Source organism: Bacillus cereus group sp. N31 (assembly GCF_016483245.1).
In the GTDB taxonomy this organism is placed as follows: Bacteria; Bacillota; Bacilli; order Bacillales; family Bacillaceae_G; genus Bacillus_A; species Bacillus_A toyonensis.
The window spans coordinates 46,089-62,353 of record NZ_JAEHCH010000018.1; the positions used below are offsets into that span (position 1 = coordinate 46,089).

A 16,265-nucleotide genomic window follows, 5' to 3' on the forward strand; every position below is an offset into this window, starting at 1 on the left:
AAAATGATAAAATTTAAATAAAAGAAGCTCTTCCTTTAGTTAGAAGAGCTTCTTTTATTTTGTATCCCTCGTATTTCTTCCATCTTTACAGTTTTAATCTATAAAGTAATTAATGTAGGTTAAAAGTGGAAAAAGTAAAAAGGGCCTTACATATTATTGACAATTAACTGAAATCATTTTAACATTTAGATAAATATCTAAATGTCTAATTATTGAAAGGAAGAAAGACATTGAATCAAGCATTCAAAGCATTAGCAGATCCAACAAGGCGAAAAATTTTAGACTTATTAAAAGAAGGTGATCTAACCGCTGGTGAAATTGCCGAACATTTCAATATGACGAAACCAAGTATTTCACACCACTTAAGTGCACTTAAAAATGCTGAACTTATTCAAGATGAAAAAAGAGGGCAATTCGTTGTGTACTCTTTAAACACAACTGTCTTTCAAGATTTGTTGACTTGGGTGTTTACGTTTACAAATAAGGGGGAAGAGGGGAAATGAAAAAACATCTTTTCGCAATTATATTAATTGTTACAACTTGTTTAGCTTGGGCGTTTGCTTGGCCGCATTTGCCGGATACAATTGCGACACATTGGAGCGGCGGTAAGGTAGATGGCTATTCGTCTAAATTTTACGGAATGATTTCTATGGTCGGAATTATGATTGCATTATATATATTTCTAAATGTGATACCTAAGATTGATCCAAGAAAAGCAAATTACGAGAAATTTTCTAAAGCTTTTATGATGATGAATAATGGGGTACTCCTGCTACTATTTGTAGGGAATATAGATATTATTACAAGTGGATTAGGATATAACTTATTTATTAATCGGGTTCCAGAATTATTAGTGGGTGTTTTATTTTTAGTAATGGGTAATTATTTACCACAGTGTAAGCCAAACTTTTTTGTCGGGATGCGTAATCCATGGACGTTAAGTAATGAAGAAGTGTGGCGGAAAACACATCGATTTAGTGGAAAAGTATTTGTGGCTTTAGGAATTATTATGATTATAAGTGTTTTCGCTCCGGCTGATTGGAGATCTTATATGATGCTGGGGATTATAGTAGTTGCTGTTATTATAACGAATTTATATTCTTACGTTTTATATAAAAAAGAAATACAATTGTGAGCTATATTAATCAAATTTTATAGTTATAGTTTCTATGTGTTAAGAGATTTTAATACTCAGTGGAGATAATGAAAAGCTCACTGAGTAAATTTTCTGTTTCAAGGTCTGAAAATTCAGTTAAAAAGATGACTTGGGGGGATTTTACATGTTAGAAATTATAAATTTTAGTAAGACATACAAAGGTGGAAAGAAAGCAGTAAATCATTTAAATATTGCTGTTAAAGCAGGAGATATCTTTGGATTTATTGGACATAACGGTGCGGGGAAAAGTACAACAATTAAGTCGTTAGTAGGAGTTATAGATTTTGAAGAGGGCGAAATTTTTATTGATGGACATTCAGTAAAAAAGGATCCGATTGCATGTAAGAGAGTAATGGCGTATATTCCTGATAATCCAGATTTATATGAGCAATTAACAGGAATTCAATATTTGAACTTTGTTGCCGATGTATTTAAAGTGCCGGCGAAGGATCGGGAAGAACGGATACAGAAGTATGGGGATGCCTTTGAGATTACACCTTACTTGGGAGACTTAATATCTTCTTATTCGCATGGGATGAAACAAAAAGTAGCGATTATATCGGCGGTTTTACATAAACCGAAATTATTAGTTTTAGATGAACCTTTCGTTGGTCTTGATCCAAAGGCAGCCGTAGTTTTGAAAGGTATTATGAAAGAGCTTTGTGAAAAAGGCAGTGCGATTTTCTTTTCTACGCACGTTTTAGATGTAGCGGAGAAGTTATGCAATAAAATAGCGATGATAAATAGAGGGAAATTAGCACTTTCAGGGGAAGTGCATTCTTTAATAAAGGAAAGTTCATTGGAAGAGCTCTTTATGAAGGAGCTTGCTAATGAATACTAATAGTTTAGGACTTTTAAAAATCCGGTTAATAACGCAGCTCGGTCTAAACACTTTTAAATATGAAAAAGATAAGAAAAAGAAGCAGAATAAGATTTTGCTGGCAGCATCTATTGCTCTAGTTGGTGTCATGTTAATGTTATATTGCGGAGCCTCGGCATATGGATTGGTGAAACTAGGAATGAGTGAAATTATTCCCGTTTATGCACTAGTTATTAGCAGTGTATTAACGTTGTTTTTCACTATATTTAAGGCAAATGGAGAAATTTTTGCTTTTAAGGATTACGACTTTTTAATGTCATTGCCGATTCGTGTAAGTACTGTTATTGCAAGTAGATTTTTGTATTTATACTTGCTGAATACAATCTTTTCAATCGTAATTATGCTACCGATGGGAGTTGTTTATGGCATACATGAAAATCAATCAGTTTCTTTTTACTTTATGTGGTTCATCAGTATGTTTATAGCATCTTTAATTCCAACAACAATTGCAGCAATCTTTGGAGCTGCGATTACGGCAATCGCTTCTAAATTTAAAAATGCGAATAAAATAACTACGATTTTAAGTTTTATAGTAATTATTACATTCGGTTTCTTTATGCTAAAAAACGGAAATGCTCAATATAGCCTTAATGATATGAACGGAATTGGTGCAATTGTTTCGGAGCAATTAACTAAAGTGTATCCACTAGCTAACATGTTTCAAAAAGCAATTGTTCATGCTGATATTATAGCTTTCATCTTATTCGTCGGGATATCAGTTAGTTGGTATTATCTTTTTGTAAAAATACTTTCGTTAAAATATAAGCAAATAAACACAGGGATTTCCACTTATCATATGCTTTCAAATTATGAGATTAATAGTATGAGAAAAGAAAGTGTATTGGTCGCATTGTATAAAAAAGAGCTGAAACGTTTCTTTTCTTCTACAGTGTATGTCATAAATAGTGGAATGGGAGTCGTGATGGCGATAGCTTTCTCGTTAGCTGTAGTTGTAGTAGGGCCAAGTCAATTAATAGCGTATCCTGGAATTGAGCCCTTGTTGCAAAAGATTGCTCCATTTGCTATTGCAGCAGCGATTTCAATGACGTGTACAACATGTGTGTCATTGTCTTTAGAAGGAAAAAATGTATGGATTATTAAGTCATTGCCTATAGCGCCAAAGATGGTTTATGACAGTAAAATTCTTATGAATCTTTCATTGAGTATACCTGCATCACTTATTAGTGCCGTATTGCTAATAATCGGGTTAAAACTCGATGCTTGGAGTTCTCTTTTCATCGTAATAACACCGATAACATACTCACTCTTTTCGGCAGTATGGGGAATTTTTATTAATAATCGATTTGGTTATTATGATTGGGTATCAGAAACTCAAGTAATAAAACAAAGTATAGGATCGTTTATCGGTATGTTTGGTGGCTTAATTATGGCAGTTATACCTGCCTTGTTAATCGGTACCGGTACTATCTCGAACGACAGAGTATTTACTTTTGTAGTTGTTATAGTACTTACGATTATTACTATTTTCTTGTATAAGAACGAGTCGAGAAGAAGTATAAAGTGAAACTTTAATCAGTGGGGGATGTTCATCCCCACTGATTATTAGCCTTTACCAATCGGGCGTTTACGGGCAGTTTATCTCCCACCTAACTTCTTTGCTTCATCTGAATTTTGAGGTGGGAGTTTTACTGCCCGCAAATAGCGGGATAAAATAAAGAAGCTGCTTTTCCTTTAAAAAGGAAGAGCAGCTTTTTTATTTTGAAAAGGTTTAGACTCTTATATTACTTTTTTAAAACAGGTATCCATATCTCGCTTCTGAAATTCGGCGAGGATATCTCTTTACTTTCATTCCACAATATTTCCGGACCTCCTGCTAGTTCATAGTTTGAAGAAGGGAACCATTCAGAATAAATACGTCCCCACACATTTTGTAATGCATCAGGAAATGGACCGACAGCTTCAAATATAGCCCATGTTGAAGCTGCAACTTCAAGTTGCGCGAATTGCTCTGGACAATCTTTCGTTGTGGCTACTCCAATATAATGATCGAGTTCGCCTTTTTCCTCCATTCTTCCTTCAGAAAAATTTGTAGAAGCACTAATGATTCCATTTGGTTCCACATTTGAAAGTATCTTTAATGTTTGAATGGACTGTGGGTTTAAACTTTTCCACATAGAAGCAATTTCTTCATTTACACCGTTAAAAACGATTGGCACTCGTTTTGTAATACCTATAATTCGAAATGAGTCTTTTTCTTCAATTCGATAGTTCATTTCAGTTCCTCCTTGAATGGATAATTGGAAGGTCATTGGTGAATAAGCTTTCAAAGAATGACTAGTACTTCGAGCTTCTGAAGGCGTTATGCCATGCAAATTTTGAAATGCACGTGCAAATGAATCTGGTGAATTGTAGCCATATTTTATAGCAACATCAATGACTTTTATATTGCTGTTTTTTAGTTCAAAGGCAGCGAGAGTAAGACGTCTACAGCGAATGTAATCTGACAGCGATATGCCAGCTAGAAATGAAAACATCCTTTTAAAGTGATACTCGGAGCAGAGTGCTAGCCTCGCAACTTCTTTAAAATCAATTTCATTCGTAAGGTTATCTTCAATATAGTGCATTGCTGCATTCATATTTTTAAGTGAATCCATATTATGACCTCCTCTGTACATAGAATAGCAGGAACGAAATAGCTCCATCCGACATTTCGTGCACAACTTTGTAGGTAGCTTTTTCACCTTACAAAATTGTAATGTTCCTGTAAGGAGAATGAATGGATGGTATGATATCCCAATGTTATAGTAACAAAGTACTTTGATTCATTACGTTAAATTTTTGATGTCTTTACTTATGTGCCTTACATAACTGTCATGTTTGTGTAAGAAACATCGATAGTGGCAAGAGTAGAGAATGTATATAGTGAAAATAGAGAATAGAAGAAATGAGGGATGTCGAGATGAAAACAGTGTTAGAAGCAAAAAATATTAAAAAAGTATATGACACAGGTGGAAATAAATTTGAGGCGTTAAAGGGCATTAACTTACAAGTAAAAGAAGGTGAGTTCGTTGGAATTATGGGACCGTCGGGTTCTGGTAAGACGACGTTACTAAATGTTCTTTCTACAATTGATAATGCGACGGACGGTGAAATTTTAATTGATGGAAAAGATATTGTGAAGATGAATGATGATAAGCTAGCGTTATTCCGCCGCGATCATTTAGGTTTCATTTTCCAAGATTATAACTTATTAGATACGTTAACAGTGAAAGAGAATATTGCGTTGCCTCTTGCTTTATCGAAAGTAAAGGCAAATGAAATTGATCGACGTGTTCTTGAAATTGCGAAAAAGTTTGGTATCGATCATATTTTAAGTCAGTTTCCATATCAAGTATCTGGTGGACAGAAGCAGCGCTGCGCCGCATCACGTGCAATCGTTACAAATCCAAGTATGATTTTCGGGGACGAGCCAACTGGAGCGCTTGATTCAAAATCAGCTACAGATTTATTAGAAAGTATGAAGTCGTTAAATGAATATGATAACTCTACCATTTTAATGGTAACACACGATGCATTTGCGGCGAGTTATTGTAAACGAGTTATTTTTATTAAAGATGGTGAACTATATAAAGAATTGCATCGCGGTGAATCGACGCGTAAACAGTTCTTCCAAAAAATCGTTGACGTAATGTCTTCTATTTCTGGAGGTATGGCTGATGACCTTATCTAGCATTGCCCTCCGCAACATACAGCGGAACTTTAAAGACTACTTTGTATATTTTGCATCTATGATTTTTAGTATCGTCATTTACTTTACATTTAAAGCACTGCAATATAATTCACAAATGGAAAAAGCAGCGGAAGCCTCTAAAAAAATTAGCGGTGCGTTTCAAGTTTCAAGTGTGATGCTTATCATTTTCGTAGCAGTGTTCATTATATATTCGAACGGATTCTTTACACGTAAACGTAAAAAAGAAGTTGGCTTATATTCGTTATTAGGTATTCGTAAAAGACAAATTGGTAAAATGCTCTTTTATGAAAATATGTTAATGGGACTAATGTCATTAGTAATTGGGATTGCAATCGGTAGTGTCCTTTCAAAACTATTCCTTGAGTTATTAGTAAGTATGATGGGCTTAAACTTAAATGTTCATTTTGAAGTACCGATGGCTGCCATTATTGATACAGCAATTATTTTCCTTGTGATTATTTTATATACATCGCTCCAAGGATATCGTTTAATTTATCGCTTTAAATTAATTGAACTTTTCCGTGCGGAACGCGAAGGAGAAGCAATGCCAAAAGGATCAGTCATTATGGCATTAATTTCAGTTTTCTTAATCGGTTCAGGTTATTTCTTAGCATTAATGTTCATGAAGGCAGTTAAGTATGCAGACTTTATGGCAATTGCACTTTATATTTTACTTGCGACAGTATTAGGTACGTACTTACTATTTATGTTCTTTACAGTATTCGTATTGAAACGTGCAAGAAATAATAAATCATCGTTTTATAACGGTATGAATATGGTAACGACGTCACAGCTACTATATCGTATTAAAGGGAATGCAAAGTCACTTGCGACAATTTCTATTTTAAGTGCGGTAACATTAACAGCGGTTGGTACGTCAGTTACGATGTATTACAACACATTTACACAATCAAAAGCAGTTGCACCATACAGCTACTCTTATGAGAAGAAAGATGCAGAACTAGATAAGAAAGTAAATGCGATTTTTGCTGAAGAGAAAGAAAATCATCCTGTAAAAAATCAATTTGAAGTTGAGATGGTTCCTGTAAAAGGAAAGTTTGAAGGAGCTAAAGTCGATTTTATCTTTAATATGAACTACAGTATCTCAGAGAAATATCAATTTATATCTCAATCTGAATTCAACAAACTTGCGCAAAAAATCGATGCGGAAACAGTGAATGTAGCTGCAGGAGAAGCATTTATATATGATAGTTCTTATATTGAAGGGCATGAGTTTAGCCCTCAATATAAAGGGAATAAAGTGGTATTCCAAATTGGAAATGAAACGAAGAAATTGGCGATTCAAGACGCAAATGATAATGCAATTACAAACTTAGGTGAACTAGTTGTTGTCGTTTCAGATGAAATGTATGAGCAAGCGAAGCAAGCATTTGGAACACGTGTTGTAAAAAATATCGATGTAAAAGATGAAAGAAACAGTAAAGTGTTAACGGAAAAATTAGCAAAAGTGATGCCAGCTGGTGAATCAGAAATGGTGCCACCATTTAGAGACTTCTACACTGGTTTCCATATGGGGCTTGAAGGAACTGGACTAATGATGTTCATCGGAATGTTCTTAGGACTTGTATTCTTACTAGCAACAGGTTCTATCATTTACTTTAAACAATTAACAGAAGCAAATGCTGATCGTGAGCGTTATGTTGTACTTCACAAAATAGGGGTCACAAAACAAGAAATGAAAAAAGCGATTGCAAAACAAGTAAGCTTTATTTTTGCGATTCCGTTAGTAATCGGAATCCTGCACAGCTTGTTTGCATTAAAAGGTTTAGGGAACATACTACCATTTGAAATTATGATTCCGCTTCTAATTAGTATCGGAGTATATGGCGCTATTTATATTGGATATTACTTCTTAACAGTTCGTTCTTATTATAAGATCGTGAGTGCGAAGTAATAAGGGGCAGCTATCGCTATAGGCGATAGCTGTTTTTTTATTCTTCATAAAATCTTAAGAAATCTCCTCAATTTTTATTAAGAAACAATAGTTATACTTAGACACAAGTTAAAAACTATTGAACGAATGGGGAGAGGTTTACATGCAACTCATAACATTCTTACATGAATTTATTAAACATCCGAAACATACTGGTGCCATTGCGCCAAGTTCAAAAATATTAGCAAAGAAAATGGTAGATGTAATTGATTTTAATAAAGCGAAATGCATTGTAGAGTTAGGTCCTGGTACAGGAGTCTTTACGAAAGAAATTATGAAGAGAAAGAAGAAGGAAACAATATTTCTTCTTATTGAAATTAATGAAGTGTTTTGCAAAGAGCTAAAGAGAAAATTTAAAGATGAGCAGAACGTCATTGTTGTACACGGTTCAGCTGAAAATATAAAGAAGTATATGGAAGAGTTCAATATAGAATGCATTGATTACGTCTTATCAGGATTGCCTTTTACTTCTTTACCAGAAGAAGTTTCAAAACGTATTTTAAACAATGCAATGGAAGCGATACATGAGAATGGGGAATTCATAACATTTCAATATTCACTTGTGAAAAAAGGCTTTATACAGCATTTCTTCCCTGAAATTACATTAGAAAAAGTGTGGCTCAATTTCCCGCCAGCTTACGTCTTTAGCTGTAAAAAAGAGCTAAGGAGAGCGTATGCATAATGGAATTACATGAATTATTATCATACATTGAACAGTACGGGTATTGGGCATTATTTTTCTGTTTATGGTTAGGAATTATCGGTATGCCAATTCCAGATGAAATGATTGTGATGAGCGGAGGATTTGTATCTTCATTAGGTATATTAAGTGTTATTCCTGCGTTTTTATTAACATATTTAGGCGTTGTGTCCGGGCTTTCTTTAGGATATATATTAGGGAAAATATTTGGGACAAAAGTACTCCATAAATTAATGAAAAAGAAGAAGGCGAAGTATTTTATAAAATCACAAGAAATGGTCGAGGCATACGGACATTACGCACTAATTACGAGTTATTTCATACCGGTTGTAAGACATATCGTGCCGTATTTAGTTGGAATGAATAACATGTCATTTAAGACGTATGTTTTATATTCCTATACGACAGGCTTTGTTTGGACGCTCGTTTACTTTGTGCTTGGTTCTATATTTGGACAACATATTGAAAGTATTGTGGCGATTGCCATAGAGTATGGCGTGTATTTTGGAGGAATTATCGCAGTGATTGTGAGTGTGTTTTATTTATACAGACAAAAAAGGAATACAGTGATGAGTAAATAAAGGAGGCGGCAGCCTCCTTTATTATGAATATGGTTTCATGTATCGAAGTGCTGATGCACAGCCCTGTTACATTAAGAAAAAGTTAAGAAACTGTACGAGTTTTTATTAAGAAATGCTCTATATACTTAGAAAGGTCTTATTGAAAAACATAATGAAAGGCGGAATATAGATGAAAAGATTTATTTTAGGATCATTACTTGTGATTGTAGCAGGAGCGGCATATTTATTAAATGGGAGTAAGCTACTAGATCAGATGAACCCATTTCTTGACATAGAGAATCATTACGCAATTATTGATACCAATGGAAAAGAATTAGGTGGAAATAAAGGCCGTGAATATACAGTGAAAGCTTACGATAAGGATGGTAAGGAAAAAGAAGTAACGATTGATGGAGTAGGTGAATTACAAAAAGGTTCGTACTGGCATGTGCTTACAAGAGGACAGTTTTTACATGATAAAGTGCAAGTAACGATAGATAAAATTCCTAACGGTGCAAAGGAAAAGTTAGGATTGTAAGTATAAACCCGATTCTTAATGAGAGAATCGGGTTTGTTATTTTATGGTAATATATAAAGGGGGAGTGAGAGGTATGCTACTCATTGTGAGCCTTATATTAATTGGGGTTATGTGTAGTTTGAGAATAGTATCCTTACATATGATAGAGCGGCAAAAGATAGAAGAGCGATATGTATATTGTCCAAAATGTGATGCGAAAATTAGAAAAGGGAATTCTGCTCCTTTTTGTTCGAAGTGTAATTTAATATTTTAATAATAGTAAATCCAAAGTTGGTTGTTACGGCTTTGGATTTTTCTTTTTAAGAAAACCTTAAGAAACCCCGTCACTATTTGTTAAGAAAATATATCTATACTGAATTCTGTTGCTTAAAGAGAACATCAAGAATCATAACAGGAGGTACAGATAGATGAAAACAATGTTAGAAGCGAAAGGGATTTCGAAAATATATGATACAGGCGGGAATACGTTTGAAGCGTTGAAAGATATTCATTTACAGGTAAAAGAAGGAGAGTTTGCCGGTATTATGGGACCGTCTGGTTCTGGTAAGACGACACTTTTAAATGCCCTTTCTACCATTGATACAGCTTCAAAAGGTGAGATTTTAATTGATGGAAAAGATATTGTGAAGATGAATGATGATGAATTGGCGCTATTTCGTCGTAATCATTTAGGATTCATTTTTCAAGATTATAACTTGTTAGATACGTTAACAGTACGAGAAAATATTGCACTGCCACTCGCTTTATCAAAAGTGAAGGCGAAAGAAGTAGAATTACGAGTCGAGACGATTGCGAAGAAGTTTGGAATAGATCATATTTTAAATCAATATCAGTATGAAGCATCAGGTGGACAAAAACAGCGCTGTGCAGCATCAAGAGCGATTGTAACAAATCCAAGTATGATTTTTGGGGATGAGCCAACGGGTGCACTTGATTCAAAGTCAGCGACAGATTTATTAGAAAGCATGAAAACATTAAACGAAAAAGATCGTGTAACAATTTTAATGGTAACGCATGATGCATTTGCGGCAAGTTATTGTAAACGTGTTGTATTTATTAAAGATGGCAAGTTATACAAAGAATTACACCGCGGGGATATGACACGCAAACAATTCCTCCAACAAATTATTGATGTGATGTCTTCAATTTCTGGAGGTGCTATAAATGAGCTTATCTAGCATTGCGCTTCGTAATATAAAACGAAATTTTAAAGATTATTTTATATACTTTGCGTCTATGATTTTTAGCATCGTCATTTATTTTACATTTAAGGCGCTGCAATACAATTCACAAATAAGTGAAGCTGGAGATAACATCGAACGAGGATTCCAGCTTGCAAGTGTAATGCTCATTATTTTCGTTGCGATATTTATTATATATTCGAATGGTTTCTTTACACGAAAACGTAAGAAAGAAATAGGTCTTTATTCTTTACTTGGTATTCGAAAGAAAGAAATAGGTAAAATGCTTTTTTATGAAAACATGTTAATGGGGTTATTATCGTTAGTAATCGGAATTATAATAGGTAGTTTACTTTCAAAAGGATTCCTGAATTTACTTGTAAATATGATGGAGTTAGGTGTAAAAGTTCACTTTGAAGTACCGATTGGAGCGGTTATAGATACAGCAGTTATTTTTTGTTTCATTATTTTATACACATCGTTTAAAGGGTACCGCGTTATTTATCAATTTAAGTTAATTGAGCTATTCCGTGCAGATAACGAAGGCGAAGTCATGCCAAAAGGTTCTAAAGTAATGGCTATCATTTCTATATTATTAATTGGATCAGGGTATTTCTTATCAGTAACGGCTATTAAAAATGCAAACAGTGATAACTTTATGCCACTTGCTCTTTACATTTTATTAGCAACAGTACTTGGAACATATTTATTATTTATGTTCTTTACAGTCTTTGTATTAAAAAGAGTGCGAAACAAAAAATCTTCATTCTATAACGGAATGCAAATTGTGACGACATCTCAGTTACTATACCGCATTAAAGGAAATGCGAAATCGTTAGCGACGATTGCAGTATTAAGCGCAGTAACGTTAACGGCGGTTGGAACTTCTGTTACGATGTATTACAACACATACATGCAAGCAAAAAAATATAAGCCAGTTAGTTATTCATATGAAGTGAAAGATAATCATGTGGATCGTAAAGTGAATGAGATTTTAAAAGAAGAAAAGAATGAAGTCATTCATCAATATGAGTTAGAGACAGTAAAAGTGATAGGTGAATACGGTGATAATATTTCAAATAAAGATAGTTTACATGCAAGAACAACTGAAATTATCGCACAGTCAGCATTTAATAAAATTGCAAAGTATTTAAATGAAGAAACTGTGTCTTTAAAGAAGACAGAAGCGTATGCATTTGATGGCATGTACAGTGAAGGGAAGAGGGATAGTGGCGTATATAAAAATCGAGAAGCTATCTTCCCAATTGGAGAAGTAGCACCAGTACAAGTGAAAGATGTACAAGCAAAAAATATTACAAACTTATATGAACTTCTAGTTGTCGTTCCGGATGAAGTGTATGAGCAAGCGAAGAAGGCAATTGGAGCTCATACTGTGAAAAATATTGATGTAAAAGATGAAAGAAATAGTAAAGTGTTAACAGAGAAATTAAAGAAAGTAATACTGGAAGAAGATGCAGAAGGAAGAGAACAATTCAGTGATTTCTATACTATTTTCCGTGATGGTATTGAAATATCAGGTTTAATGATGTTTAGTGGTATGTTCTTAGGACTTGTATTTTTACTTGCAACAGGATCTATCATTTACTTCAAACAATTAACAGAAGCACATGCAGACCGTGAACGGTACATCGTTCTTCGAAAACTCGGTGTTACGAAAAAAGAAATGAAAAAGGCAATCGCAAAACAAATGAGATTTATCTTCTTCACTCCTTTAGTACTTGGTATAGTACACACTTTATTTGCGCTGAAAGGATTAGCGACAGTTATTCCGTATGAAATCGCAGTCCCGTTGGTAATTAGCATTGGCGTGTATAGCGTTATTTATATTGGTTATTATTTGTTGACGGTTCGTGCTTATTTTCGGATTGTTAGTAAATGAAAATAATGATAAAGTTTTCCGGGAAACGAAAGAGAACATAGTGAAAATTATGTTCTCTTTCGTTCTTTATTAGCTAAAATGAGGTGTGCATAACTAGGGTTTAATAAGGGGAATTTGAAACAGAAAAGAGATGGAAAAACCATCTCTTTTCTGTTTCAATGTTCTACGCTATTATCTATTTTCTTTCGATTCACATATAGGAAATGCATCTTGTAGATAAGGAGAAAGATAATCCTTTATTCTAATATTTAAAGTGGAGAAAAGCAGGAGTTAGAGCTTTTGTAATAAACGCTCGCTACTATTCATATCATTTTTGCATAATGGACATTTTGGTTTTTCTTCTAATGAAAAATTTTTACGCATCCATCCACGGCAGTCTTCTGCCGTGCATTCCCATACAGCTATCGCTTCGGGATCTTCTACAGGCTTATCATTTTTTCTCCAATACATGTGATCGCTCCTCTAAAGTGAAAAGTTTTTTTGAAAAAATAAAAAGGTTGTTAACATTTTTTGTTAACAACCTTTTACTTATTAATTATACTGTATTTTTTGCAAAAATGCGAAGTTTAGTAATTATTAAAGTATAATTAATTATTGATTATACAACTGCAGGATTATAAATCATCGTAAAGTGCCCTTGCAACAATTCAATATGACACGGTGTATGAAGTGAACTTTCGCCATCTGTATCTACTTCTTTTTCTTCTTCTGTTTCAATATGAATGGATTTCGCCTTTACATGGAAAATATCATTTTCATTTGAGTCTTCAAATAGTTTCTTTCCGATATAATCTTTAAACGCTTGAATGCCTGTTGACTTAACTACGAAAATATCAAGTGTACCGTCATCACATTTTACGTTCGGAATAAAGGAGGGAATACCACCAAGATATTCACCGTTTCCAACCATAACAAGAACAGCTTCATCTTCATATACTTGTCCGTCGTAAGTGATTTTAACTGGGAATGTTTCAGCATTTTTTACAGTTCGAATTGTGCTTAAGTAGTAGCCGATTTTTCCAAGTTTTGCTTTTTCTTCTGCATCGATATTGTTTGATACTTCAGATACGAGACCAATGCCCCAAAAGTTTAAGAAATGTTGTCCATTTGCTTTTGCAACGTCAACTGGTTTTACGTGTTCCTTTGTGATAAGTTTTGCCGCTTCTGCAATGTTTTGCGGAACACCAAGTGTGCGAGAGAAGTCGTTGCAAGTTCCGCCTGGAATAATTGCAAGTGTAGGTCTAGTTTCAAGAGAGGCTAAGCCGTTTGTGCATTCAAATACAGTTCCGTCACCGCCAAAGACGATAATTAAATCTACTTTACTAGCAAACTCCTGACAATATTTTGTTGCATCGCCTTGTTTTTTCGTATGAAGGATACGTAAGTCAGGAAAATTTGCCGCAAGAGGTGGTACGATTTTCGCCAAATTTGTATGTAAGTCGCCTTGTCCAGCTTTTGGATTTACGATGAGGAGTACCTTTTCAAATTTTGTCTTTGTCATTTTTATTCTCTCCCTTTGTCTTTTACGAATTGTGATAGAAAATAAACTTCCATCAGTAATTGATGGAAGTTTATTTTATTATTCCGTTACAACTGAAGCGATAAATGGTAAGTTACGATATTTTTCTGCGCAGTCGATGCCGTAGCCAACGATAAATTCGTCTGGAATTTGGAAGCCAACATATTCAGCTTTTAAGTCCACTTTACGGCGTTCAGGTTTATCAAGTAACGTACAGAATTTCAATGCTTTTGGTTTGTGCATGAAGAAGTGATCTTTTAAGAAGTGAAGTGTTAAACCAGAATCGATAATGTCTTCTACGACAATTACGTTTTTTCCAGTAATGTTTACATCGATATCTTTTAATAGTTTTACTTTTCCAGTTGTTTCTGTTTGATTTCCGTAGCTAGATGCAGAGATAAAGTCGATTGTTACTTCGTTTTTAATGTGACGAATTAAATCAGCAGCAAATACGAATGAACCTTTTAATACGGCGATAACTACGATTTCTTCTCCTTCAAAGTCACGCTCGATTTGAAGTGCTAGTTCTTTTACTTTTGCTTGTAATTGTTCTTCAGAAATTAAAGTGTCTTTTATTTCAATTTTCATTTGAATCCTCCTACAGTGTAAAACTTGTGAACATTTCGACTGTAAAGGATAGAAAGAAAAAAGTCAAAGAAGACATAAGGTTTTTACAAAAATCCCCACAAAATAGTCAGATGATATGATATACTGATTACATTGAGAAAACGCTTCCACAAAGGGTGATTATGATGAAAAAGAAACAGTATACAAGTGTAACATTTATAAAAGCATTGCTTTTAACAATTGTTCTTGGTATGTTGGCTTACATAATTGATGTACCTGCAATTCGCATTTCACTAATTGGAATGACTTTAGTATTAGGCGCAATTTCCCACGGTATGATATCACAGCTCAAAGAAGCTGGACTTGATAATATGAAAAATCATATAGATAAGAATTAAGAAACCTTCACGTATATATAGTGAAGGTTTTTTCGTTTCTTACAAAACTGTAAGGTAGTTGTAAGACAAATCGATAGTTGCATAATAGTATTTTGGATAAACTAAGGGTGTAAGGTAAAAGGCAAGCATATTTTAGGTAAATTAAGTTTTAGGCACTCTATATGTGAAGAAGGAGTAGGAGGGCATGGAGAAACGTTGGACAACCTTTTCTTTTTTAGCGACTAGTAACACCGTAATGCTAGCTGGAGAAATGGATTTTTTGCACTTGTTTGATCGTAAAGACGATCATTCTTCTTCGCAATTTACAATGAAATGGCGTAAATGGAGCGAAAGTTGTAGATTGGAAGAAGAGGCCCCTAACGAAGAGCAAAAGATTATTTTAACAAATCCTATTAAAGCGTGGGTTGTTCAACGTCGTAAGTGTAACGTCAAAAATCACTTCAAGAAAACTGAGCCGAGACAATTAGTTATCGCTCCGGCCCATTCTACTTCTGAAACACGCGAAAGTAACATGTAAATATTGAGACACGCACCCAAAAAACATCGTATATATTGCGATGTTTTTTTATTTTTTACAATGAAATCTTTAAATCAAATATATTTCATCTGCATCTTATATTTATCTCTCTTGTTTATTCTAGTGATACATCCGATGCGAAGTGATGTAAAACGTATAAGAGGAGAGCGATAAAATGAAAAAGAAACTATTACCGATCTGTGCAATGGCACTTTTAACAGTAGGATATTCTTCAGTAGCAAGTGCGGATACTGGAACAGTAACAAAGGAAGAAGCAGCGCAAGTGCAACAAGATAAAGCTAAAAAAGAAGAAGCAATTAAGATACAGCAAAAGAGTGATGCAGAGAAAAAGCAAGCGGCGCAAGTACAAGAAAAAAGTGATATGGCTAAAAAAGAAGCCGCAATTAAGGAACAGCAAAAAAGTGAAGAAGAGAAAAAGAGAATAGCGCAAGAACATTTGAAAAATGATATGGCAAAAAAAGAGGCAGCACAAGTACAACAAAAAAATGGTGCGGTAAAAAAAGAAGTAGCAAAGCCAGTTGTACAAGGTGAAAAATTACCAAATACAGCATCTAATAATGTAGCAATGATGGGATTAAGCGCATGTCTTGTAGCGGTAGGTACATTATTTGGTTTGAATCGTCGTAATAAAGTTAAGGCGTAAATAAAATATTGTCCTATAA

The 16,265-nt window shown here is 34.2% G+C and carries 19 protein-coding genes; 15 read left to right on the forward strand and 4 right to left on the reverse strand.

Annotation, left to right across the window (positions count from 1 at the left end; genetic code table 11):
• Window positions 1-230: 230 nt before the first annotated feature.
• From JDS81_RS20325 to JDS81_RS20340, 4 genes are all read left to right on the forward strand, one after another.
• A complete protein-coding gene (locus JDS81_RS20325; protein ID WP_001070532.1) occupies window positions 231-503 on the forward strand; it encodes an autorepressor SdpR family transcription factor in 273 nt (90 codons plus the stop codon).
• Window positions 500-1,135 (forward strand): SdpI family protein, encoded by a 636-nt coding sequence (locus tag JDS81_RS20330; RefSeq protein WP_000716342.1) that lies wholly within the window; start codon window positions 500-502, stop codon window positions 1,133-1,135. The genes JDS81_RS20325 and JDS81_RS20330 overlap by 4 nt, the downstream gene beginning before the upstream one ends.
• Before the next feature lie 145 nt (window positions 1,136-1,280).
• Window positions 1,281-1,997, forward strand: coding sequence for an ABC transporter ATP-binding protein (locus JDS81_RS20335; RefSeq protein WP_097953554.1), 717 nt, complete (start codon window positions 1,281-1,283; stop codon window positions 1,995-1,997).
• Window positions 1,987-3,561, forward strand: coding sequence for a putative ABC transporter permease subunit (locus JDS81_RS20340; protein ID WP_097953553.1), 1,575 nt, complete (start codon window positions 1,987-1,989; stop codon window positions 3,559-3,561). The genes JDS81_RS20335 and JDS81_RS20340 overlap by 11 nt, the downstream gene beginning before the upstream one ends.
• Window positions 3,562-3,778: 217 nt before the next feature.
• Here JDS81_RS20340 and JDS81_RS20345 read toward each other — a convergent pair whose 3' ends face one another.
• Complete coding sequence (locus JDS81_RS20345; RefSeq protein WP_000377676.1) at window positions 3,779-4,651, reverse strand: AraC family transcriptional regulator; 873 nt, start codon at window positions 4,649-4,651, stop codon at window positions 3,779-3,781.
• Between the two features lie 305 nt (window positions 4,652-4,956).
• Here JDS81_RS20345 and JDS81_RS20350 point away from each other — a divergent pair, with 305 nt between their 5' ends.
• The 8 genes from JDS81_RS20350 (at window position 4,957) to JDS81_RS20385 (ending at window position 12,581) form a co-directional block, all read left to right on the forward strand.
• Window positions 4,957-5,727 carry an ABC transporter ATP-binding protein gene (locus tag JDS81_RS20350; protein WP_000859662.1) on the forward strand — a complete coding sequence of 257 codons (771 nt, stop codon included), beginning with the start codon at window positions 4,957-4,959 and terminating at the stop codon, window positions 5,725-5,727.
• Window positions 5,714-7,663, forward strand: a complete 1,950-nt coding sequence (locus JDS81_RS20355; RefSeq protein WP_097953552.1) for an ABC transporter permease — start codon at window positions 5,714-5,716, stop codon at window positions 7,661-7,663. Before JDS81_RS20350 ends, JDS81_RS20355 begins: the two co-directional genes overlap by 14 nt.
• Before the next feature lie 142 nt (window positions 7,664-7,805).
• Entirely contained in the window at window positions 7,806-8,384 is a 579-nt protein-coding gene (locus tag JDS81_RS20360) for a class I SAM-dependent methyltransferase (RefSeq protein WP_001176057.1), read from the forward strand.
• Window positions 8,384-8,983, forward strand: coding sequence for a DedA family protein (locus tag JDS81_RS20365; protein ID WP_000418929.1), 600 nt, complete (start codon window positions 8,384-8,386; stop codon window positions 8,981-8,983). The genes JDS81_RS20360 and JDS81_RS20365 overlap by 1 nt, the downstream gene beginning before the upstream one ends.
• Before the next feature lie 169 nt (window positions 8,984-9,152).
• A complete protein-coding gene (locus tag JDS81_RS20370; RefSeq protein ID WP_000819392.1) occupies window positions 9,153-9,500 on the forward strand; it encodes a YxeA family protein in 348 nt (115 codons plus the stop codon).
• Between the two features lie 73 nt (window positions 9,501-9,573).
• The gene (locus JDS81_RS20375) at window positions 9,574-9,753 is read left to right on the forward strand and encodes a hypothetical protein (RefSeq protein WP_097953551.1); all 180 of its coding nucleotides are present in this window, start codon (window positions 9,574-9,576) and stop codon (window positions 9,751-9,753) included.
• Between the two features lie 154 nt (window positions 9,754-9,907).
• Entirely contained in the window at window positions 9,908-10,678 is a 771-nt protein-coding gene (locus JDS81_RS20380; RefSeq protein WP_097953550.1) for an ABC transporter ATP-binding protein, read from the forward strand.
• Window positions 10,665-12,581, forward strand: a complete 1,917-nt coding sequence (locus tag JDS81_RS20385) for an ABC transporter permease (RefSeq protein ID WP_097953549.1) — start codon at window positions 10,665-10,667, stop codon at window positions 12,579-12,581. Before JDS81_RS20380 ends, JDS81_RS20385 begins: the two co-directional genes overlap by 14 nt.
• 270 nt (window positions 12,582-12,851) lie before the next feature.
• Here JDS81_RS20385 and JDS81_RS20390 read toward each other — a convergent pair whose 3' ends face one another.
• From JDS81_RS20390 to hpt, 3 genes are all read right to left on the reverse strand, one after another.
• Window positions 12,852-13,031 (reverse strand): cold-inducible protein YdjO-related protein, encoded by a 180-nt coding sequence (locus JDS81_RS20390; protein WP_097953548.1) that lies wholly within the window; start codon window positions 13,029-13,031, stop codon window positions 12,852-12,854.
• A 148-nt stretch (window positions 13,032-13,179) separates the two neighbouring features.
• Window positions 13,180-14,082, reverse strand: coding sequence for a diacylglycerol/lipid kinase family protein (locus JDS81_RS20395; protein WP_097953547.1), 903 nt, complete (start codon window positions 14,080-14,082; stop codon window positions 13,180-13,182).
• A 78-nt stretch (window positions 14,083-14,160) separates the two neighbouring features.
• Complete coding sequence (gene hpt, locus JDS81_RS20400; RefSeq protein ID WP_000687583.1) at window positions 14,161-14,688, reverse strand: hypoxanthine phosphoribosyltransferase; 528 nt, start codon at window positions 14,686-14,688, stop codon at window positions 14,161-14,163.
• A gap of 161 nt (window positions 14,689-14,849) precedes the next feature.
• Between hpt and JDS81_RS20405 the strand changes: the two genes are divergently transcribed.
• From JDS81_RS20405 to JDS81_RS20415, 3 genes are all read left to right on the forward strand, one after another.
• Entirely contained in the window at window positions 14,850-15,065 is a 216-nt protein-coding gene (locus tag JDS81_RS20405) for a hypothetical protein (protein ID WP_002039823.1), read from the forward strand.
• A gap of 184 nt (window positions 15,066-15,249) precedes the next feature.
• Window positions 15,250-15,582 (forward strand): hypothetical protein, encoded by a 333-nt coding sequence (locus tag JDS81_RS20410; RefSeq protein ID WP_000415607.1) that lies wholly within the window; start codon window positions 15,250-15,252, stop codon window positions 15,580-15,582.
• Window positions 15,583-15,757: 175 nt separating this feature from the next.
• Window positions 15,758-16,246 (forward strand): LPXTG cell wall anchor domain-containing protein, encoded by a 489-nt coding sequence (locus JDS81_RS20415; protein ID WP_097953546.1) that lies wholly within the window; start codon window positions 15,758-15,760, stop codon window positions 16,244-16,246.
• Window positions 16,247-16,265 lie beyond the last annotated feature (19 nt).